Raw genomic sequence first — 21,165 nt, forward strand, 5'->3', positions numbered from 1 at the left:
CGAATTATAGACAGTTACAATCTGCCGTCAATGCCTTTCTTCATATTTCTGTCATATAAGTCAGAAAAGCCCCAAAAACGCGAAAGCCGGCCCCAAGGGGCCGGCTTTCAGCTCAAGAGTTACAAGCTAGGGAAAGCAAACTGCGACGCTTCATGGCTGGCCCGTTGCGGCCAACGCTGGGTAATCGCCTTGCGACGGGTATAGAAACGCACGCCATCCGGCCCATAGGCATGCAAGTCGCCAAACAGTGAACGCTTCCAGCCACCAAAGCTGTGATACGCCACCGGCACCGGCAGAGGAACGTTAACCCCCACCATACCCACTTCAATCTCATCACAGAACAGGCGCGCCGCTTCCCCATCACGGGTAAAGATGCAGGTGCCGTTGCCATATTCGTGATCGTTGATCAGCTGCATCGCCGCTTCCAGGCTATTCACCCGTACCACGCACAGCACTGGCCCGAAGATCTCTTCTTTATAGATGCGCATTTCAGGCGTCACGCGATCAAACAGGCTCCCCCCCAGGAAGAAACCTTCTTCATGCCCGGCAATGCTCAAACCACGGCCATCGACCACCAGCTCAGCACCCGCTGCCACACCGTCTTCTATATAGCCACTCACCTTGTCCCGCGCCTGCCCCGTTACCAGCGGCCCCATATCCAGGCCACACGACGTTCCCGCACCAATCTTCAGCGCCTTGACCTGCGGCACCAGCTTGGCGATCAACGCATCGGCCACCTGGTCGCCCACGCACACGGCCACCGAGATCGCCATGCAACGCTCACCGCACGAACCGTACGCCGCGCCCATCAAAGCACTGACCGCGTTATCCAGATCGGCATCCGGCATCAGCACCGCATGGTTCTTCGCCCCGCCCAGCGCCTGCACGCGTTTGCCGCGCTTGGTTGCTTCGGAATAGATGTATTCGGCAATCGGCGTCGAGCCCACAAAACTCAGCGCCTTCACTTCCGGCGCTTCGATCAGCGCATCCACCGCGCCTTTGTCACCGTGCACCACGCTCAGCACACCTTTAGGCAGGCCGGCTTCCTGCAACAGTTGGGCAATCAGCAGCGTCGAACTTGGATCGCGCTCCGAAGGCTTCAGGATGAAACAGTTACCGCAAACGATCGCCAGCGGGTACATCCACAGCGGCACCATCGCCGGGAAGTTGAACGGCGTAATACCGGCCACCACACCCAACGGTTGGAAATCCGACCACGCATCAATGTTCGGTCCGACGTTACGGCTGTACTCGCCCTTCAGAATCTCCGGCGCCGAGCACGCGTACTCCACGTTCTCGATCCCACGCTTCAATTCACCCGCAGCGTCTTCCAGCGTCTTGCCATGCTCTTCGCTGATCAACTGCGAGATACGCGCTTCGTTCTGCTCCAGCAATTGCTTGAAACGGAACATTACCTGGGCACGCTTGGCCGGCGGCGTATTGCGCCAGGCCGGGAATGCGGCCTTGGCCGAGTCGATCGCCTGTTGAATGGTTTCACGACTGGCCAATGGCACCTGGTGGATCACCTGGCCAGTGGACGGGTTATACACGTCGGCACTACGGCCGCTGTCATTGACCAACTCACCGTTGATCAAGTGCTGGATAAGGCTCATGCGGGGCTCCTGAAAAATTGTTCTATATAGAAGGAGAAATCAGTCGATCTTGTTCAGCACTTCGCCAACCGCATCGAACAGGCGATCCAGGTCCTGCGGCTTGCTGTTGAAGGTTGGCCCGAACTGCAGGGTGTCACCGCCAAAGCGCACGTAGAAACCGGCTTTCCACAAAGCCATGCCGGCCTCGAATGGACGCACGATGGCATCACCGTCACGCGGGGCAATCTGGATCGCGCCGGCCAGGCCGTAGTTACGGATGTCGATCACGTTCTTGCTGCCCTTCAAACCGTGCAGCGCATTCTCAAAGTGCGGCGCGACTTCGGCTACGCTCTGCACCAGGTTTTCCTTCTGCAGCAGGTCCAACGCCGCCAGGCCAGCGGCGCATGCGACCGGGTGAGCCGAGTAGGTGTAGCCGTGGGGGAATTCCACCGCGTACTCCGGCGTCGCCTGGTTCATGAAGGTCTGGTAGATCTCGCTGCTGGCAATCACCGCGCCCATCGGGATCGCACCGTTGGTGACTTGCTTGGCGATGCACATCAGGTCCGGGGTCACGCCGAAGCTGTCGGCACCAAACATCGAGCCGGTGCGGCCGAAACCGGTAATCACTTCATCGAACACCAGCAGGATGTTGTGTTGATCGCAAATCTCACGCAAACGCTTGAGATACCCCTGCGGCGGCACCAGCACACCCGCAGAACCGGCCATCGGTTCGACAAACACCGCGGCGATGTTCGACGCATCGTGCAACTCGATCAGCTTGAGCAACTCATCGGCCAGCGCAATGCCACCCAGCTCCGGCATACCACGGGAAAAGGCATTGCTCGCCAGCAAGGTGTGCGGCAGATGGTCAACATCCATCATTGCCTGACCAAAAATCTTACGGTTGCCGTTCACACCGCCCAAGCTGGTACCGGCGATGTTCACACCGTGATAACCACGGGCGCGGCCAATCATCTTGGTCTTGGTGGCCTGGCCCTTCAGGCGCCAGTACCCACGCACCATCTTCACCGCGGTATCGGCGCACTCGGAGCCGGAGTCAGTAAAGAACACGTGGTTCAGGTTGCCAGGGGTCAGGTCGGTAATCTTTTCTGCCAACTGGAAGGACAACGGATGACCGTATTGGAAGCCCGGCGAGTAGTCCAAGGTGCCCAGTTGCTTGGCCACCGCTTCCTGGATTTCCTTGCGCGTATGCCCTGCGCCACAGGTCCACAGGCCCGACAACGAGTCGTAGACCTTGCGCCCCTTGTCATCGATCAACCAGCTACCTTCCGCGCCCACGATCAAGCGCGGATCACGCTGGAAGTTACGGTTGGCGGTATACGGCATCCAGTGCGCGTCCAGCTTCAATTGGCTGGCCAGGGACGATGGGGCGTTTTCGGGCATGTTCATCAGCAAAACCTCGCAGGGCAAAAGGCAGCGTCGGGATTGAAAAGCGTTGTTGCAGCTAAATTGCCACGGCGATAAAGTCGGTGAAATTCAACTCTTCTAACCTTCAGTCAGGCCTTCACTAAACTATGAGCAGCCGTCGCCCCGATCCCCTGGCCCAAGTCAGCGACTTCGATATCCGCCTGTTGCGCATTTTTCGCAGCGTGGTCGAATGCGGCGGCTTCTCGGCGGCAGAGACCGTGCTGGGCATCGGCCGCTCCGCCATCAGCCAGCAAATGAGCGATCTTGAGCAACGCCTCGGGTTAAGACTGTGCCAACGCGGCCGCGCCGGTTTCTCCCTGACTGAAGAAGGCCGCGAGGTCTACCAATCGGCGCTGCAACTCTTGAGCGCCCTGGAAAGTTTCCGCACCGAGGTCAACGGCCTGCACCAGCATCTGCGCGGCGAGTTGATCATCGGCCTCACCGACAACCTCGTCACCCTGCCCCATATGCGCATCACCCACGCCCTGGCGCAGTTGAAGGAACGTGGCCCAGATGTGCAGATCCAGATCCGCATGATCGCCCCCAACGAAGTCGAGCAAGGCGTACTCGACGGCCGCCTGCACGTCGGCGTGGTGCCCCAGGCCAGTGCCTTGTCGGGGCTGGAATACCAGCCGCTGTACAGCGAACGCTCACTGCTTTATTGCGCCGTCGGCCACCCACTGTTCTATGCCGACAACAAACAACTGGACGACGCCCGCATCGACAGCCAGGACGCCATCGCCCCGACCTTCCGCCTGCCCGCCGATATCCAGGCCCACTACCAGGCACTCAACTGCACCGCCAGCGCCTCGGACCGCGAAGGCATGGCCTTCCTGATCCTCACCGGCCGCTACATCGGCTACCTGCCCGATCACTACGCCAGCCTGTGGGTGCAACAGGGCCGACTGCGTGCGCTGAAACCGGCTACACGTTTTTACGATTTAAGCCTGGCATCGGTCACGCGCAAAGGCCGTCGCCCCCATTTGGTGCTGGAAAGCTTCCTGGAAAGCCTGGCCGCCACCCGTTAACTCGGGCAAAAACGAAAAGCTGAGCAGTTGGACAGCTTTTTGCAAGAACCAGAGGACATAGACCCTGAGCTTGCCCGCCATGCCACCAGAATCCTCCAGCAGCGACCTGATCTACGGCCTCAACGACCGCCCGAAACCCGCACCGGCCTTCCTTGCCGCACTGCAACATGTGCTGGCCGCGTTCGTCGGCATCATTACCCCGCCACTGATCATCGGCTCCACCCTGGGCCTGACCGCGCATTTGCCCTACCTGATCAGCATGGCGTTGATGGTTTCCGGCGTCGGCACTTTCATCCAGGCACGTCGGCCGTTTGGCATCGGCGCCGGGATGATCTGCCTGCAAGGCACCAGTTTTGCGTTTCTCGGTGCGGTGCTGTCGGCGGGCTTTTTGGTGAAACAACGCGGCGGCAGCCCGGAAGACATCATGGCGATGATCTTCGGCGTGTGCTTTTTCGGCGCCGTGGTGCAGATCGTGCTCAGCCGCTTTATCGGCCAACTGCGCCGAGTGATCACGCCTTTGGTAACGGGGATTGTCATTACCCTGATCGGTATCAGCTTGATCAAGGTCGGCATCACGGATCTGGGCGGTGGCTTCAACGCCGCCGACTTCGGCGCCCCCACCAACCTGGCGCTGGGCGTGTTCGTGGTGTTGACGATCATCCTGCTCAACCGCTCCAACACCCCATGGGTGCGACTCTCGGCCATCATCATCGGCCTCGCCCTCGGCAGTCTCGCGGCCTGGTTCAGTGGCAAGCTTGTACCCCAAGCGCTGCCCGATTTGCCTCTGGTCAGCCTGCCGATCCCATTTCGCTTTGGATTCAACTTCGACTGGAGCGCTTTCCTACCCATCGCGCTGATTTACCTGATCAGCAGCATCGAAACCGTCGGCGACCTCACCGCCAACTGCATGATCGCCCGCCAGCCCATCAGCGGCCCTTCTTATATAAGCCGGCTCAAGGGCGGCGTCCTTGGTGATGGCGTCAGTTGCATGATCGCCGCCACCTTCAGCGCCTTCCCCAACACCACGTTCGCGCAGAACAACGGCGTGATCCAACTCACCGGCGTGGCCAGTCGTTACGTCGGCTTATACATCGGCGTCGTGCTGTTTTGCCTCGGCTTGTTTCCGCTGATCGGCGCGGTACTCCAGCAAATCCCCAAACCGGTGCTGGGCGGCGCAACCCTGGTGATGTTCGGCAGCGTGGCCGCCGCCGGTGTGCGCATCCTTGCGCAGGCGCCGCTGGACCGGCGCAGCATGCTGATCATCGCCACCTCGTTCGGCGTCGGCCTGGGTATCGCTGCCCAACCGAACCTGCTGCACCTGATGCCGACCCTGGTGCAGAACCTGTTCGACTCGGCCATCACCAGCGGCGGCCTGACCGCCATTGTGTTGTGCCTGTTATTACCGGAGGCCAAGGCCGGCAACCGTGCCGCAAACCACGCGCCGGAAAGCGACACTGTGGAATCGCACTGACGGTTTTATTGCATCAGGACTTGTCTGAGGCTTGAGGGTGGGTTATCTGTGCACACGTCGTCTCTATCGATCTGCACGGAAACCTCCATGAGCCTCGAAGTTCCTGCCCACAGCAACCCCGCCGGAAAACCCGCCAGCCGCATTCGGCAAAAGAACGAACAAGCAATTCTGCAGGCAGCTGAAGACGAATTCGCGCGCCATGGCTACAAAGGCACCAGCATGAACACCATTGCTGCCAGTGCCGGGCTGCCCAAGGCCAACTTGCACTACTACTTCACCAACAAGCTGGGCCTGTATATCGCGGTGCTCAGCAATATCCTCGAACTGTGGGACAGCACCTTCAACACGCTGACCGCCGAGGATGACCCGGCCGTGGCCCTGAGCCGCTACATCCGCACCAAGATGGAGTTCTCGCGCCGTCAACCCCAGGCCTCGCGGATCTTCGCCATGGAGATCATCAGCGGTGGCGAATGCCTCACCGAATATTTCAGCCAGGACTACCGCGCCTGGTTCAGCGGCCGCGCCGCCGTATTCCAGGCCTGGATCGACGCCGGCAAGATGGACCCGGTAGACCCGGTGCACCTGATCTTCCTGCTGTGGGGCAGCACCCAGCACTACGCCGACTTTGCCACGCAGATCTGCCGCGTCACCGGTCGCACCAAGCTGACCAAGCAGGACATGGAAGACGCCGGCACCAACCTGATCCACATCATTCTCAAAGGCTGTGGCGTCAAGCCCGCCCTATAAACGAAGCGACTTATGCCTTTCACGCTCACCGGCCTTTGCGAATTTCATGAAGAAATCCGCAAAAGCCGCTTTATCACCCTCGCCGCGCCGATCACCAGCCCGCAGGACGCCCAGGCGTTTTTCGCGCAACACAGCGACTTGAACGCCACGCACAACTGCTGGGCCTGGAAGCTTGGCGATCAATACCGCAGCAATGACGACGGCGAACCCGGTGGCACCGCTGGCCGGCCGATCCTCGCCGCTATCGAAGCACAGGGTTTCGATCAGGTCGCGGTGCTGGTGATCCGCTGGTACGGCGGCATCCAGCTGGGCACCGGTGGCCTCGCCCGCGCGTATGGCGGCGGGGCAAACAAGTGCCTGCAAAACGCCGAACGCATTGAACTGATCAGCCGCGTACCGCTGAGCTGCGCCTGCGGGTTCGCGGAATTGAACCTGGTGAAACTGCGCGTCGCCGAACTGGGCGGGCTGGTCGTGGAAGAATCCTTCACCGCCAACGGCGTCGAGCTACAACTCGCCGTAGGCGAAGCGCATATCGATACCCTGCAAATTCAACTCGCCGACCTCAGCCGTGGGCGTATCCTGCTCCAACGCTGAACTCCCTGAACCGCGACTCCAAAGGAAGCTTTTCATGTCTACGCCAAAAACCGCACTGATCATCGGCGCCTCGCGCGGGCTGGGCCTTGGCCTGGTCAAGCAACTGCTCCAGGACGGCTGGGACGTGACCGCCACCGTGCGTGATCCAAGCAAGGCCGACGCACTCAAGGCCGTGGGACCGGTGCAGATCGAGAAACTCGACATGGACGATCAGCAAGCCGTGATCGCCCTGAGCCAGCGCCTCAAGGACCGCACCTTTGACCTGCTGTTCGTCAACGCCGGTGTCAAAGGCCCCGCCAACCAGGAGCCTGGCCACGCCACCCTGGCGGAAGTCGGCCAGTTGTTCTTCACCAATGCCGTGGCACCGATCAACCTGGCCCAGCGCTTTGTCGGGCAGATCCGCAAAGACAGCGGCGTGCTGGCCTTCATGAGTTCGGTGCTGGGCAGCGTGACCATCCCCGACGGCTCCGACCTGGCGCTGTACAAGGCCAGCAAGGCCGCGCTCAATTCCATGACCAACAGCTTCGTCACCCAACTGGGCGGGCAAAAACTCACCGTGCTGTCACTGCACCCGGGCTGGGTAAAGACCGACATGGGCGGCGAAAATGCCCACATCGATGTCGACACCAGCGTGCGCGGCCTGGTGGATCAGGTAAATGCCTACACCGGGAAAGGCGGCCATCACTTCATCGACTACAAAGGCGACACCATCGCCTGGTAAGCGACAAAGGGTCGTTATCGACCGATTGCCGTCGATAACGATCCACGGGTAGACTGCCCCCTCGCCTTCACCGGCGACCCTGGATCAGCAGACAGGGCAACACTGAGCTGGCAAACCTGAACCCATCATTCAGAGGAGCCGGCCAATGCCTGCGACCCGTATCTGGTTAAAAAACCCCCTCGCGATTTTCACTGCCAATGGCCTCGACGCCCGTGGCGGCCTGGTGCTGCAAGACGCTGTGATCAGCGAAGTGCTGGCCCTGGGCCAAACACCCGCCCAGCCCTGCACACAAACCTTCGATGCCCGTGAACATGTGATCCTGCCGGGCCTGATCAACACCCACCACCATTTCTATCAAACCCTGACCCGCGCCTGGGCGCCGGTGGTCAACCAGCCATTATTCCCGTGGCTGAAAACCCTGTACCCGGTCTGGGCCCGGCTCACCCCGGAAAAACTCGCCCTCGCCACCAAAGTTGCGCTGGCCGAACTGCTGCTGTCGGGCTGCACCACGGCGGCCGATCACCACTACCTGTTCCCCGACGGCCTGGAAAACGCCATCGACGTGCAAGTGCAAAGCGTGCGCGAACTGGGCATGCGCGCCATGCTCACCCGCGGTTCCATGAGTTTGGGCGAAGCCGATGGCGGCCTGCCGCCGCAACAAACGGTGCAACAAGGCCAAGTGATCCTCGACGACAGCCAGCGCCTGATCCGCGAGTACCACCAGCGCAACGACGGCGCGCAAATCCAGATCGCCCTGGCGCCGTGCTCGCCGTTTTCCGTCACCCCGGAAATCATGCGCGCCAGCGCCGAATTGGCTGACAGCCTCGACGTACGCCTACATACGCACCTGGCGGAAACCCTCGACGAAGAAGACTTCTGCCTGCAACGTTTTGGCCTGCGCACCGTGGACTACCTCGACAGCGTCGGCTGGCTCGGCCCGCGCACCTGGCTGGCCCACGGCATTCACTTCAACCCGGATGAAATCGAACGCCTCGGCGCGGCCGGCACTGGCATCTGCCATTGCCCAAGCTCGAACATGCGCCTGGCGTCCGGCATCTGCCCGACCCTCGACCTGCTCGCCGCCGGCGCGCCGATCGGCCTGGGCGTGGACGGCTCGGCCTCCAACGATGCATCCAACATGATCCTCGAAGCGCGCCAGGCCCTGTACATCCAGCGCCTGCGCTACGGTGCGGAAAAGATCACCCCTGAAGGCGTGCTGGGTTGGGCGACCAAAGGCTCGGCGCAGTTGCTGGGGCGCACGGACATCGGCGAACTGGCCGTAGGCAAACAGGCCGACCTGGCGCTGTTCAAGCTCGATGAGCTGCGCTTCTCCGGCAGCCATGATCCGATTTCGGCGCTGTTGTTGTGCGGCGCTGACCGGGCGGACCGGGTGATGGTGGCGGGTAAGTGGCGGGTGATTGATGGTCAAGTGGAAGGCTTGGACTTGAAAGGTCTGATCGCCGATCACACCCAAGCCGCCCGCCAACTAATCGCCGGAACCTAAGCCAAGCGCAGTTCCAAATGTGGGAGCGGGCTTGCTCGCGAATGCGGTGGATCAGACAACTCATCGTTGACTGCCAGACCGCATTCGCGAGCAAGCCCGCTCCCACATTGGGCCCTGTTGAGGTCAGTAAATCCGGTTAAAGGCCCAACAGCGACAACATGATAAACGTCGCAAACAACACAAAATGCGTCATTCCCTCAATGGCATTGGTTTCACCATCGTTGAGGTTGATCGCACTGACAATCAGCGTGATAAACACCATCACCGTCTGCACCGGCGTCATCGCCATCTGGAACGGCTGCCCGGTGTAGAGCGCCATCGCCTCCATCACCGGCACCGTCAGGATCACTGTCGACAGGGATGCGCCCAACGCAATGTTCACCACCGACTGCATGCGGTTGGCCAAGGCTGCGCGCAACGCCGTCAAAATCTCCGGTGCCGCCGAAATAGCCGCCACCACAATCGCCGTGATCACCGGCGGCGCGCCCGTGCCTTCCAGGCCCAGGTCCAGGGTTTTCGACATCACCTCGGCCAACGCGCCAATCACAATCACGCCAAACACCAAGGTGCCGATGGAAAACGCCAGGTTGACCGACGGCGCTTCTTCCGACGGTTTCTTGCCGCGTTTCTCCGGGTAGTTGTAGCTGAAGAAATAACTGTGAGGCCCCACCTGCATGCGCAGGAACAGGGTGTAGAGCACCACCATCGCGCCAATGGTGAAGGCCGAGTAAATTTTCCAGTCAGCCTCGGGGATAAATTCCGGCACCACCATCGACACGCCCATGGCGGTGAGGATCATCACGCTGTAGCTGCGTGCCGAGTCGTCGTTGTAGGACTGTTCGCCATGCTTGATGCCACCCATCAGCGCGGCCAGGCCGAGGATGCCGTTGATGTCGAGCATCACGGCGGAATAGATGGTGTCGCGCACCAGGGTCGGCGACGGCTCGTTACTCATCATGATCGCCAGGATCACCACTTCCACCAGCACGGCGGCGAGGGTCAGGATCATGGTGCCGTAGGGGTCGCCGACCTTTTCCGCGAGCTGCTCGGCGTGGTGCGCCACGCGCATCGAGGCGATCACGATAAACACGATCAGCACCACCCCGCCGAGCAGCGCTACGCCCTGGCCACTGTTGAGCATCCAGTGTTCCAGCGGGTAGGCGGCGATGGCGGCAAGCAGCGCCAGCAGCATGAATTTTTCTTGCTTGAGGGATGTGAACATTGCGGGCCTTATCAAACAGCGAATCAGTCATTGATGGGGTACAGACTACGGCAGGCTGCTAACGTTTCGTTACACCTTAGTTCACGCGGCCCTTGCGCGAATGCAACGAAAACAATCCTGCTGGTCAGGTTTTGCCAATTATTTCAGCCATGGCCTGTAGAATGCCGCCATTGCACCTGATGAGAATTTAGAAAATGTACGATTGGCTCAACGCCCTGCCCAAGGCTGAACTGCACCTGCACCTGGAGGGTTCGCTGGAGCCTGAGCTGCTGTTTGCCCTGGCCGAGCGCAACAAGATTGCGTTGCCGTGGAACGACGTCGAAACCCTGCGCAAGGCCTACGCCTTCAACAACCTGCAAGAGTTTCTCGACCTGTACTACAAGGGCGCCGATGTGCTGCGCACGTCCCAGGATTTCTACGACCTGACCTGGGCCTACCTGCTGCGCTGCAAAGAACAGAACGTGATCCACACCGAACCGTTCTTTGACCCACAGACCCACACCGACCGTGGCATCCCGTTCGAAGTGGTGCTCAACGGCATCGCCGCCGCACTCAAAGATGGCGAACAGCAACTGGGCATCACCAGCGGTTTGATCCTCAGCTTCCTGCGCCACCTGAGCGAAGCCGAAGCAGAGAAAACCCTCGACATGGCCCTGCCGTTCCGTGACGCGTTCGTGGCCGTGGGCCTGGACAGCTCGGAAATGGGTCACCCGCCAAGCAAGTTCCAGCGTGTGTTCGACCGTGCCCGCCACGAAGGCTTCCTCACCGTCGCCCACGCTGGCGAAGAAGGCCCGCCCGAGTACATCTGGGAAGCCCTCGACCTGCTGAAAATCCAGCGTATCGACCATGGCGTGCGCGCTATCGAAGACGAGCGCCTGATGCAGCGCATCATCGACGAGCAGATCCCGTTGACCGTGTGCCCGTTGTCCAACACCAAGCTGTGCGTGTTCGACGACATGGCCCAGCACAACATCCTCGACATGCTTGAGCGTGGCGTGAAGGTCACGGTGAACTCCGATGACCCGGCGTACTTCGGTGGTTATGTCACCGAGAACTTCCACGCGCTGCACACCTCGCTGGGCATGACCCAGGACCAGGCCAAACGCCTGGCGCAGAACAGCCTGGATGCGCGGTTGGTCAAGCCGTAACCCGCATTCACTGGATGAATGCAGGCTAAATGTGGGAGCGGGCTTGTGTGGGAGCGGGCTTGCTCGCGAAGGCAGTGTGTCAGCAACGAATGAGTTGCCTGATACACCCTCTTCGCGAGCAAGCCCGCTCCCACACAAGCCCACTCCCACATGGGTTTTGTGTTGCTGGTTAGATTTCGCTCAGCTCTTCCAGAGTCTTCCCCTTCGTCTCCATCCCAAACACCCACACCACCAGCGCCGCCACCGCAAAACACAGTGCGCCCAAGGCAAACACCCCGCCCTGCCCGGTTATTGGAAACACCAACCCGGTCACCATCGGCCCCAGCAACGAACCCACCCGGCCAATCGCCGAGGCAAACCCGGACCCGGTCGCCCGCGCCGACGTGGGATACAGCTCCGGCGTGTAGGTGTACAGCACCGCCCACATGCCAAACAAAAAGAACTGCATCAACAAGCCCGATGTAATCAGCAAGCCCACATTGCCGCCAAACACCGCACTTTGCCCATACAGAAACGCCATCACCCCGCCGCCCAGCAGCGTCACCACGCACACCGGTTTACGTCCCCAGCGCTCCACCAGCCAGGCCGCCATCAGGAAGCCGGGAATCCCGCCCAGGGAAATGATCACCGTGTAGTACACCGACTGGGTCACCGCAAAACCCGACTGCTGCAACAGCGCACTCAACCACGACGTCAGCCCGTAAAAGCCGAGCAAAGCAAAGAACCACACGCTCCAGATCATCATCGTGCGTTGGCGATACTGCGCCGACCACAGCTGCTGAAACGCCGAGAAGAACGTGCCCGGCGTGCTCTCTACCCGTGGCAGGCGGATCGGCTCCGGCAGTTGCGCACTGCCCAGGGAGTCGCGCACTTTCTGCTCGATGCCCTGTAGCACCTTGTCCGCCGCGTCATGCCGGCCGGCCTGTTCCAGCCAGCGCGGCGACTCCGGGATAAAAAACCGGATCGCCAGCACAAACACCGCTGGCACCGCCAACACCAGGAAGATGTCGCGCCAGCCAATCACCGGCAGCAAGAAGTACGACAGCACCCCCGCCGCCACAAAGCCCAGAGGCCAGAAACCGTCCATCAAGGCGATGTAACGCCCACGCCGTTTGGCCGGAATCAACTCCGAGAGCATCGATTGCGCGATGGGAAACTCCATGCCCATGCCGATGCCCAGCAGGATGCGAAACAGCGTCAGCGTCTCCACCGTCTGCGCCGTGGAACACAGGTAACTGGCGATGCCCCACAACACGATGCTCCACTGGAACACCGGCTTGCGCCCGAAGCGGTCGGCGAGCATCCCGGACAACGACGCCCCCACCACCATGCCGAAAAAACTCGAACTCGCCAGCAGCCCGGCCTGGGCCGTGCTCAGGCCAAACTCGGCTTTGATCGAGCCTAAAAGGAAGGTCATCATCGCCAGGTCCATGGAGTCGAAGAAAAACGCCAGGGCGATGATGATGAAAATAACTCGGTGGTAGCCGCTGATGGGCAACCGCTCCAACCGTTCCGCTGCGCTATAGCCTTGCATACCCATGCCGCACCCCCTGTGTGAAAAGTCCCCGCGGTGAGTGTGCGGCATGGTTTTGCGGGGTTATTGCTGGATGCGACCTGACTGAAACTCTGAACGACGCCCCCCTTGGCTAAGGGTGTTCGGGTGCGGCCAATCGGTTGATTTCTGCCGTCCCACTGGCGTTGACCTGCAGCGCCTGCGACTCTTTGACCAGGCTGACCCAGTTCGATTGCAGGAACAATTGCAGCAACCCCGCGCCCAACGCCCCGCCCAAATGCGGCAGCTGCTGGCTCCAATCGAAACAGTCGCACGCCACTGGCGATGCCAGCGCCTGGGTGTAAATCCCCAGGTCCGCCAGGCGCTGCACGCCCTTGAGCGTGACATCGGTGCGTTGTTCATGCCGTTCAATCCAGCCTGCGGCCAACATCCGCTGATACAACCCCGCCGCCAGCTCGCCGCCGAGGTGGCCATTGCACAACCGTGCATGGCGTAACGGCAGGGGCGCGATCAATACCGACGGCGCGGCATCCGGCCGACAGCGCGTGGCGCTGGCCATGGTGGTGTTGGCCAACGCATCAATGGCAGCGCTGACATCAGCAGCCGCCACGCGAAACAAGCGCTGGCCGCGACGGTTCTCGCTGCGCAACAGGCCACCTCCGGTCAGCCGCGCCAGGTGCGCAACGGCCGAGGCGGGCGACAGCCCGGCCAGCGCTGCCAATTCCTCCGAAGACTTCGCCGAGCCGTCCATCAACGCCCAGAGCATGGCGGTGCGTTTGGGCTCGGCGAGCAGGCTGGCAATGTGACTGATGCAAGGTGCTGCTTCCATGTGTTCACTCCCTGTTGAACCATTTTTTTTGTGCTGGGCACCAAAGTATAGGGGCGCAGGCAGCCGGTTCCGCGCCGTCTGACAACGCGGATAGGGACAGGATCTGAGTGAAACTTCCTCGGATTTTGGAGGCTATCGCGCAGCGGTCAATCGCTCCGGCCATTGCGCGGTCAAGGTCGCACAGCGCGCCACGAGCATTTCGCGCAGCAGGTTGACGGGTTTGCTCAATTGGGCGCGGTGGGCACAGAGCAGATTCAGCGGCGTTCGCTCGCCCCGCAGCTCCGGCAGGATCACCCGCAGGCGGCCGGCCAACACGTCGGTGCTTACATCCAGCCAGGACTTGTAGGCAATCCCCACACCCGCCACCGCCCAGCGCCGCACCACATCGGCATCGTCACTGAAACGGTCACCGCTCACCGTCAGGCTGATGTCGCGCTTGCCGTCGTGAAAACTCCAATGGTCATGTACGCGACTGCCCAGCATATACAGCAGGCAATTGTGCTGGGCCAACTGCTCCAGGTGGCGGGGTTCACCGTACTGCGCGAGGTAGCTGGGCGAGGCGCACAGCACACGCACATTCTGCGGCGCTACCGGCAGCGCGATCAGGCTGGAGTCTTCGGGTTCGCCGTAGCGCAGGGCGATGTCCACCGGTTGGCGAAACAGGTCGGCAATGCGGTCGCCCAGCAACAAACGCACGGTCAGTTGTGGGTGCTCACGCTGGAATTCATCCAGCCACGCCAACAGATGGTTGCGGCCGAAGTCCGACGGCGCCGACAGTTGCAGCACGCCACTGACATGGTCCTGGCCACTGGCCAATAGCCGGCGACCCTCGTCCAGTGAACCCAAGGCGGCGCGGGCATATTCCAGGAAGCCCTCGCCTTCAGCGGTCAGGCGCAGGCTGCGGGTGGAGCGGGCCAGCAAGCGCGCGCCCAGTTGTTGCTCAATACGTTTCAACGCGGCGCTGGCCACCGCAGGTGACAGGTCCATGACCCGCGCCGCCGCCGACAGGCTGCCCAAGTCCGCCGCGCGCACAAACAACTGCAAATCATCAAAACGCAGCATGATCCCCGCCGATTATCAAAATTATATTGAAACAGACCTCTGTTTTAGCCGCTTTTATCTCGCCGGGAAATAGCCAATTATCTGCCCATCCCGTTCAGCCGCCCATTTTCTGGAGCTTCCATGAAAGCCATTGCCTACTACGCCTCGCTGCCGATCAACGATCCCCTGTCCCTGCAAGACATCGAACTGCCCGAGCCCGTCGCCGGCCCGCGTGACCTGTTGGTGGAAGTCAAAGCCATCTCGGTCAACCCGGTGGACACCAAGGTGCGCCAGAACGTCGCCCCGGAAAACGGCGCCGCCAAGGTGCTGGGTTGGGACGTGGCCGGTGTGGTCAAGGCCGTGGGCAGTGACGTCACGCTGTTCAAGGCCGGCGACAAGGTGTTCTACGCCGGCTCCCTCGTACGCCCGGGTGGCAACAGCGAGTTGCACACGGTGGATGAGCGCATCGTCGGCCATATGCCAAAAAGCCTGGGTTTCGCCGACGCCGCGGCACTGCCGCTGACCGCTATCACCGCGTGGGAATTGCTCTTCGAGCGCCTGCAAGTGCGTGAAAGCAAAGAGGATCAGGGCCAGAGCCTGCTGATCGTGGGCGCAGCCGGTGGCGTGGGGTCGATCCTGACCCAACTGGCCAGCCAACTCACGGCGCTGCGTGTCATCGGCACCGCTTCGCGCCCGGAAACCCAGGCCTGGGCCAAGGCGCTGGGGGCCGACCTGGTGATTGACCACAGCCAGCCGCTCAGCGAAGCGTTGAAACGCGCGGGGGTCGCCCACGTGACCCACGTCGCCAGCCTGACCCAGACCGACCAGCACCTGGACCAATTGGTCGAAGCCCTGCAACCCCAAGGCAAGCTGGCACTGATCGACGATCCCAAGGCGCTGGACGTCAGCAAGCTCAAGCGCAAGAGCCTGTCGCTGCACTGGGAGTTCATGTACACCCGCTCAATGTTCGAGACCCCGGACATGATCGAGCAGCATCACCTGCTCAACCGCGTGGCCGAGCTGATCGACGCCGGCACCCTGGAAACCACAGTGGGTGAGCACTTCGGCGTGATCAATGCGGCCAACCTGCGCCGCGCCCATGCGCTGCTGGAGAGCGGCAAGGCCAAGGGCAAGATCGTACTGGAAGGGTTCTGACAAAGGTCTGTAGGTGTCGTCCATTACTGCTGTGGGTGATGGACGACACCATTAGTCCGACAGTTGACCTTTGTCATATTTGCAAGCGTATTCGGGTTTATATTGGCCGCCTTTGCCACGATTCTTTTACGTGAGGAAGTCAGCAATGAAGATCCTGATAAAAGCGTTAGCAAAATCCCAATGGGAAGTGCGCCTCGACCAGAAGGCCATCACCTTCCACAGTGAGGCCGAGGCCCGCGCCTTTGCCGAGACCCTGCAAGCCCGTATCCAGGCGCCCCACACCATCCCCCTCAACCAGCAACGTTCCGCCGCTGGCTGACCCGCATCTCAGACCTGCGCTTGCGCGGCCCGAGCCCGTTGCAGGCGCTGGGTCGAGACGGCCACCGTCACCGCCAATACACCACACAAGCTGATGACCATGGCCATCGGCATCGCCGTGCCATCGTGCAACAGGCCGACCAACGACGCCGCGCCCGCCGCCACACCAAACTGAATGCAACCGAGCAAGGCCGACGCACTGCCCGCCCGCGCCCCTTGCCCGCTCATGGCGCAGGCCGAGGTGTTGGGCAGAATGCAGCCCAGGCTTGCGATGCAGATAAACAGCGGCACCAGCAGCGGCCACAGCGCATCGGTGTGCAAGGCACTGATCGCCAGCAACGACAGGGCCGCCGCCAGGTACACCCACACGCTGCGCGACAGCAGAAACGCCGGGCCACGCTTGGCCAGCAGCCGGGCGTTCACCTGGGCGATCAAGATAAAACCAGCCGCATTGGAGCCAAAGACCCAGCCGTAATGCTCGGCGGGCACGCCATACAGTTTGATAAATACGAAAGGTGAACCGGCGATGTAGGCAAACATCCCGCCAATCGCAATACCGCCGGTGAGCGCATAACCGAGGTACACCCGGTCCGACAGCAACGACAGGTAGCGACGCAGCGAGCCAGACAATGGCTGGCGCGGCTGATGGGCCGGGAAGGTTTCCGGCAGACCGACGGCAACCGCCACTGCCGCCATCACGCTGAAAAACGTCAGCGCGAGGAAGATCGACTGCCAGCCCCACACCCCAACCATCACCCCACCCGCCAGCGGCGCGAGGATCGGCGCCAGCCCGGTGACCAGCATCAGTTGGGAAAACACTTTGGCCGAGCCCACCGCGTCACATTTGTCGCTGACCACCGCGCGGGAAATCACCATGCCCGCACAACCGCCCAGGGCCTGGACGAAACGCGCGGCAATCAGCCAATCCAGGGACGGCGCATAGGCGCAGGCGAAGGACGCCAAGGTAAACAGCGTGACGCCACTGAGCAGCGGAACACGCCGGCCAAAGCGGTCGGCCAGCGGGCCGTAGATCAATTGGCCAATGGCCAGGCCGATGAAATACACGGCCAGGGTTTGCTGGACATGTTTTTCGTCGGTGCCAAAAGCGATCGCCATGGCGGGGAAGCCCGGCAGGTAAAAATCGATCGCCAACGGCGCGAAGGCGCTCAAGGCGCCCAGGATCAGGATAATGCGCAGGTTCATGAAGGCACCCAAGTGAGTCGGCAGCCCGACAGTCTAGCCGCGCTTGGGTGCCTTGAACATTACGATAGCTCGCTAACTATTGAAAAATCAGGCGAGCTTGGCGCTGTAGCCTTCTTCGGTGATCGCACTGATGATTTGCTCGGCCGACAAACGACTCTCGACCCCGACTTCCTTGGCCGCCAGATCGACCTTCACACTGGCCGCCGGGTCCTGGCTCTGCACCGCCTGGGTGACCGACTTGACGCAATGGCCACAGGTCATTCCTTCAACACTGAATACTTGCATGACATGACTCCTTGATTGAGGGTGGACGCAGTCTCGACCTTGCCATCATGGCAAGGTCAAGCGCCTAAAACATCGGCCGGGCTGGTATTCGCTCGCGCGCTCGGCCAAGCTTGAGCCATCTTTGATTTGAACCACGGAGCATTCGCCATGCGCTGGTCGTTTTTTGCCCTTGCCGGCCTGATGAGCTTGTCTGCCGCCGCACCGATGGCCAGTGCCGCAGAAGACTACGCGGTGTTGATTATTTCCCGGGAACGCCTGGAAGTGCCGACCAATTGCGAAATCGGCCTGTACCTCAATGATCAGCTGGCCGGGCGGCTGTTCCAGGAACAAGCCACCTCGTTCAACCTGCCGGCGGGCAACCTGTCGCTGCGCCTCAAGTTGCTGCCGGGCCAGGCGCCGGGCTGCCTGCCGGGCCTGCTGGCGCCACCGGCGCAGAACATCACCCTGAAGGTCGGGGACGTGCGCAAGTTGCGCATCGCCCAAGGCCCGGACGGCATGTACCTCAAGCCTGCCGCATTGGAATACTAAACACCCTTGACCTTCCCCACAGGTCAAGGTTGATCCTAGGGGCAACTTCTCCTGGAGGACTGCCCCATGAATGGATCGACCACCTTTGACCTGCCCATCAGCGGCATGACCTGTGCCAGCTGTGCCGGCCGCGTCGAGCGCGCGCTGGGCAAGGTGCCGGGGGTGCAAAGCGTCAGCGTCAACCTGGCCAACGAACGCGCCCACGTCGAAGTCGCGGGCCAGATGGACCCCAGCGTATTGATCGCCGCCGTCGACAAAGCCGGCTACACCGCCAGCCTGCCGCAAAGCGAAACCGCCACCGAGGTCGATCAGGCCAAGCGCCTGCACCGCGAGCGCTGGTCGCTGGTGTTTGCGATTGCCTTGGCGCTGCCACTGGTGCTGCCGATGCTGGTGGAACCCTTCGGCCTGCACTGGATGCTGCCCGCCTGGGTGCAATTCGCCCTGGCCACCCCGGTGCAGTTCATCTTTGGTGCGCGCTTCTATATAGCCGCCTGGAAAGCCGTGCGCGCCGGTGCTGGCAACATGGACCTGCTGGTGGCCATCGGCACCAGCGCCGGTTATGGCCTGAGCATCTATGAATGGCTCACCGCCCACCCCGGCATGGCACCGCACCTGTACTTCGAAGCCTCGGCCGTGGTGATCGCCCTGGTGCTGCTGGGCAAATACCTCGAAAGCCGCGCCAAGCGCCAGACCGCCAGCGCCATCCGCGCCCTGGAAGCCCTGCGCCCGGAGCGCGCGATTCGGGTAAGCGGCGGGCGTGAAGAAGACGTCGCCATCAGCGCCCTGACCCTTGAAGACTTGGTGCTGGTCAAACCCGGCGAACGCTTCCCGGTGGACGGTGAAGTGGTCGAAGGCCAAAGCCACGCCGACGAAGCGCTGATCAGCGGCGAAAGCCTACCGGTGCCCAAACAGCCGGGGGACAAGGTCACCGGCGGCGCCATCAACGGCGAAGGCCGCCTGCTGGTACGCACCACCGCCCTGGGTGCCGAAAGCGTACTGGCGCGGATCATCCGCCTGGTGGAAGACGCCCAGGCCGCCAAGGCGCCGATCCAGAAACTGGTGGATAAAGTCAGCCAAGTGTTCGTGCCTGCCGTGCTGGTGCTGGCGTTGGTCACGTTGGTGGGGTGGTGGCTGTACGGCGCGTCGCTGGAAACCGCGATCATCAATGCGGTGGCCGTGCTGGTGATTGCCTGCCCGTGCGCCCTGGGCCTGGCCACACCGACTGCAATCATGGCCGGCACCGGCGTGGCTGCGCGCCATGGCATTCTGATCAAGGATGCCGAAGCCCTGGAACGCGCCCATGAAGTGAGCGCGGTGGTCTTTGACAAGACCGGCACACTCACCTCCGGCGCGCCGAAAATCGCCCACCTCGCCGCCGTGGATGGCAACGAAGCCCTGCTGTTGCAACAGGCCGGTGCGCTGCAACGCGGCAGCGAACACCCGCTGGCCAAGGCCGTGCTGGATGCGTGCAGCGAACAAGGGCTGGACGTGGCGGATGTCAGCGCCAGCCAGTCCCTGACCGGACGCGGCATCGCCGGTACCCTTGACGGTCGGCAGTTGGCCCTGGGCAATCGCCGCCTGCTCGAAGAAAGCGGTTTGAACGCCGGCGATCTCGCCGACTCCGCCAAGGCCTGGGAGGCCGAAGGTCGCACCTTGTCCTGGCTGATCGAGCAAGGCGCGCAACCCCGTGTGCTGGGGCTGTTTGCCTTTGGCGACACCCTCAAGCCCGGCGCGCTGGAAGCGGTACACCTGCTCAAGGCGCAGCACATCAGCAGCCACCTGCTCACCGGCGACAACCGTGGCAGTGCCCGTGTGGTGGCCGAAGCGCTGGGCATCGACGACGTACACGCCGAAGTGCTGCCCGCCGACAAAGCCGCCACCGTCGCCGAGTTGAAAAAAACCGGCGTGGTGGCCATGGTCGGCGACGGCATCAACGACGCCCCGGCCCTGGCGGCCGCCGACATCGGCATCGCCATGGGCGGCGGCACCGACGTGGCCATGCACGCGGCCGGCATCACCCTGATGCGCGGCGATCCGCGCCTGGTGCCGGCGGCGCTGGAGATCAGCCGCAAGACCTACGCAAAAATCCGCCAGAACCTGTTCTGGGCCTTTGTGTATAACTTGATCGGCATCCCCCTGGCGGCGTTCGGCCTGCTCAACCCGGTGCTGGCCGGCGCGGCGATGGCGCTGTCGAGCGTCAGCGTGGTGAGCAATGCCCTGCTGCTGAAAACCTGGAAACCCAAGGACCTGGAGGACCATCGCCCATGAACATCGGCCAAGCCGCACGCCAGAGCGGGCTCAGCGCCAAGATGATTCGCTACTACGAATCCATCGGCCTGCTCAAAGCCGCCCACCGCACCGACAGCGGCTACCGCGTGTACGGTGCCGACGACCTGCACACCCTGGCGTTTATCAAACGCTCGCGGGACCTGGGGTTTTCATTGGAAGAGGTCGGCAAGCTGCTGACCCTGTGGCAGGACCGGCAACGGGCCAGCGCCGATGTGAAGGCGTTGGCGCGCCAGCATATCGATGAGTTGAATCAGAAGATTCTGGAGTTGGGGCAGTTGCGCGATACGTTGCAAGACCTGGTGGAGCACTGCCAGGGCGATCATCGGCCGGATTGTCCGATTCTCAAGGAGTTGGCCTCCGGTAGCTGCTGCACCGGATGATCTACTGACAAAACGCAGAACCCAATGTGGGAGCGGGCTTGCTCGCGAAGACGGTGTGTCAGTCAAAGATATAATCACTGATCCACCGCATTCGCGAGCAAGCCCGCTCCCACATTTTTCAGATCTCCGCTGGCCTGAAAATTACTGCATCCAAGGCGGCGGCGGTGGC

At 61.9% G+C, this 21,165-nt stretch carries 20 protein-coding genes; 12 read left to right on the forward strand and 8 right to left on the reverse strand.

Annotated elements, in window-relative coordinates; translation table 11 throughout:
- Nucleotides 1-119: 119 nt before the first annotated feature.
- Together DBR46_RS23545 and DBR46_RS23550 are read right to left on the reverse strand one after the other, a co-directional pair.
- Nucleotides 120-1,613 carry a CoA-acylating methylmalonate-semialdehyde dehydrogenase gene (locus DBR46_RS23545; protein ID WP_124528143.1) on the reverse strand — a complete coding sequence of 498 codons (1,494 nt, stop codon included), beginning with the start codon at nucleotides 1,611-1,613 and terminating at the stop codon, nucleotides 120-122.
- Between the two features lie 39 nt (nucleotides 1,614-1,652).
- Nucleotides 1,653-3,002 carry an aspartate aminotransferase family protein gene (locus DBR46_RS23550; RefSeq protein WP_124528144.1) on the reverse strand — a complete coding sequence of 450 codons (1,350 nt, stop codon included), beginning with the start codon at nucleotides 3,000-3,002 and terminating at the stop codon, nucleotides 1,653-1,655.
- 125 nt (nucleotides 3,003-3,127) lie between these two features.
- On the opposite strand from DBR46_RS23550, the gene DBR46_RS23555 reads away from it, so the two are divergent.
- The 6 genes from DBR46_RS23555 (at nucleotide 3,128) to DBR46_RS23580 (ending at nucleotide 9,085) form a co-directional block, all read left to right on the forward strand.
- Entirely contained in the window at nucleotides 3,128-4,048 is a 921-nt protein-coding gene (locus DBR46_RS23555; protein ID WP_124528145.1) for a LysR family transcriptional regulator, read from the forward strand.
- A 79-nt stretch (nucleotides 4,049-4,127) separates the two neighbouring features.
- On the forward strand, nucleotides 4,128-5,519 hold the full coding sequence (locus tag DBR46_RS23560) for a uracil-xanthine permease family protein (RefSeq protein ID WP_124528146.1): 1,392 nt from the start codon (nucleotides 4,128-4,130) through the stop codon (nucleotides 5,517-5,519).
- Nucleotides 5,520-5,606: 87 nt separating this feature from the next.
- A complete protein-coding gene (locus tag DBR46_RS23565) occupies nucleotides 5,607-6,266 on the forward strand; it encodes a TetR/AcrR family transcriptional regulator (protein WP_017735261.1) in 660 nt (219 codons plus the stop codon).
- 12 nt (nucleotides 6,267-6,278) lie between these two features.
- A complete protein-coding gene (locus DBR46_RS23570) occupies nucleotides 6,279-6,860 on the forward strand; it encodes a YigZ family protein (protein ID WP_124528147.1) in 582 nt (193 codons plus the stop codon).
- Between the two features lie 34 nt (nucleotides 6,861-6,894).
- Nucleotides 6,895-7,581, forward strand: a complete 687-nt coding sequence (locus DBR46_RS23575) for an SDR family oxidoreductase (protein WP_017735263.1) — start codon at nucleotides 6,895-6,897, stop codon at nucleotides 7,579-7,581.
- Between the two features lie 145 nt (nucleotides 7,582-7,726).
- Complete coding sequence (locus DBR46_RS23580) at nucleotides 7,727-9,085, forward strand: 8-oxoguanine deaminase (RefSeq protein WP_124528148.1); 1,359 nt, start codon at nucleotides 7,727-7,729, stop codon at nucleotides 9,083-9,085.
- Nucleotides 9,086-9,221: 136 nt separating this feature from the next.
- On the opposite strand, the gene DBR46_RS23585 is transcribed toward DBR46_RS23580, so the two are convergent.
- The gene (locus tag DBR46_RS23585; RefSeq protein ID WP_124528149.1) at nucleotides 9,222-10,307 is read right to left on the reverse strand and encodes a calcium:proton antiporter; all 1,086 of its coding nucleotides are present in this window, start codon (nucleotides 10,305-10,307) and stop codon (nucleotides 9,222-9,224) included.
- Nucleotides 10,308-10,501: 194 nt separating this feature from the next.
- Here DBR46_RS23585 and DBR46_RS23590 point away from each other — a divergent pair, with 194 nt between their 5' ends.
- Complete coding sequence (locus tag DBR46_RS23590) at nucleotides 10,502-11,455, forward strand: adenosine deaminase (RefSeq protein ID WP_017735266.1); 954 nt, start codon at nucleotides 10,502-10,504, stop codon at nucleotides 11,453-11,455.
- Nucleotides 11,456-11,624: 169 nt separating this feature from the next.
- Here the strand turns inward: DBR46_RS23590 and DBR46_RS23595 are convergent, their stop codons facing one another.
- The 3 genes from DBR46_RS23595 to DBR46_RS23605 all read right to left on the reverse strand — a co-directional run bounded on the left by DBR46_RS23595 (nucleotide 11,625) and on the right by DBR46_RS23605 (nucleotide 14,859).
- Nucleotides 11,625-12,995 (reverse strand): MFS transporter, encoded by a 1,371-nt coding sequence (locus tag DBR46_RS23595; protein ID WP_124528150.1) that lies wholly within the window; start codon nucleotides 12,993-12,995, stop codon nucleotides 11,625-11,627.
- 106 nt (nucleotides 12,996-13,101) lie between these two features.
- A complete protein-coding gene (locus DBR46_RS23600) occupies nucleotides 13,102-13,797 on the reverse strand; it encodes a helix-turn-helix transcriptional regulator (RefSeq protein WP_124528151.1) in 696 nt (231 codons plus the stop codon).
- 132 nt (nucleotides 13,798-13,929) lie between these two features.
- Complete coding sequence (locus DBR46_RS23605; protein WP_124528152.1) at nucleotides 13,930-14,859, reverse strand: LysR family transcriptional regulator; 930 nt, start codon at nucleotides 14,857-14,859, stop codon at nucleotides 13,930-13,932.
- Between the two features lie 120 nt (nucleotides 14,860-14,979).
- Here DBR46_RS23605 and DBR46_RS23610 point away from each other — a divergent pair, with 120 nt between their 5' ends.
- Together DBR46_RS23610 and DBR46_RS30365 are read left to right on the forward strand one after the other, a co-directional pair.
- Nucleotides 14,980-15,993, forward strand: coding sequence for a zinc-binding alcohol dehydrogenase family protein (locus DBR46_RS23610; protein ID WP_124528153.1), 1,014 nt, complete (start codon nucleotides 14,980-14,982; stop codon nucleotides 15,991-15,993).
- Nucleotides 15,994-16,138: 145 nt separating this feature from the next.
- Nucleotides 16,139-16,312: a hypothetical protein gene (locus tag DBR46_RS30365; RefSeq protein WP_177414118.1), complete on the forward strand. Its 174-nt coding sequence runs from the start codon at nucleotides 16,139-16,141 to the stop codon at nucleotides 16,310-16,312.
- A gap of 8 nt (nucleotides 16,313-16,320) precedes the next feature.
- Here DBR46_RS30365 and DBR46_RS23615 read toward each other — a convergent pair whose 3' ends face one another.
- Nucleotides 16,321-17,514: a multidrug effflux MFS transporter gene (locus tag DBR46_RS23615; protein WP_124528154.1), complete on the reverse strand. Its 1,194-nt coding sequence runs from the start codon at nucleotides 17,512-17,514 to the stop codon at nucleotides 16,321-16,323.
- Nucleotides 17,515-17,601: 87 nt separating this feature from the next.
- A complete protein-coding gene (locus DBR46_RS23620) occupies nucleotides 17,602-17,799 on the reverse strand; it encodes a heavy-metal-associated domain-containing protein (RefSeq protein ID WP_017735273.1) in 198 nt (65 codons plus the stop codon).
- 147 nt (nucleotides 17,800-17,946) lie between these two features.
- Between DBR46_RS23620 and DBR46_RS23625 the strand changes: the two genes are divergently transcribed.
- The 3 genes from DBR46_RS23625 (at nucleotide 17,947) to cueR (ending at nucleotide 20,996) form a co-directional block, all read left to right on the forward strand.
- Complete coding sequence (locus tag DBR46_RS23625) at nucleotides 17,947-18,327, forward strand: hypothetical protein (RefSeq protein ID WP_017735274.1); 381 nt, start codon at nucleotides 17,947-17,949, stop codon at nucleotides 18,325-18,327.
- 66 nt (nucleotides 18,328-18,393) lie between these two features.
- Nucleotides 18,394-20,595, forward strand: a complete 2,202-nt coding sequence (locus tag DBR46_RS23630; RefSeq protein WP_124528155.1) for a cation-translocating P-type ATPase — start codon at nucleotides 18,394-18,396, stop codon at nucleotides 20,593-20,595.
- Entirely contained in the window at nucleotides 20,592-20,996 is a 405-nt protein-coding gene (gene cueR / locus DBR46_RS23635) for a Cu(I)-responsive transcriptional regulator (RefSeq protein WP_124528156.1), read from the forward strand. Before DBR46_RS23630 ends, cueR begins: the two co-directional genes overlap by 4 nt.
- Nucleotides 20,997-21,165 lie beyond the last annotated feature (169 nt).

This window comes from Pseudomonas sp. KBW05, assembly GCF_003852405.1.
Lineage (GTDB): Bacteria > Pseudomonadota > Gammaproteobacteria > Pseudomonadales > Pseudomonadaceae > Aquipseudomonas.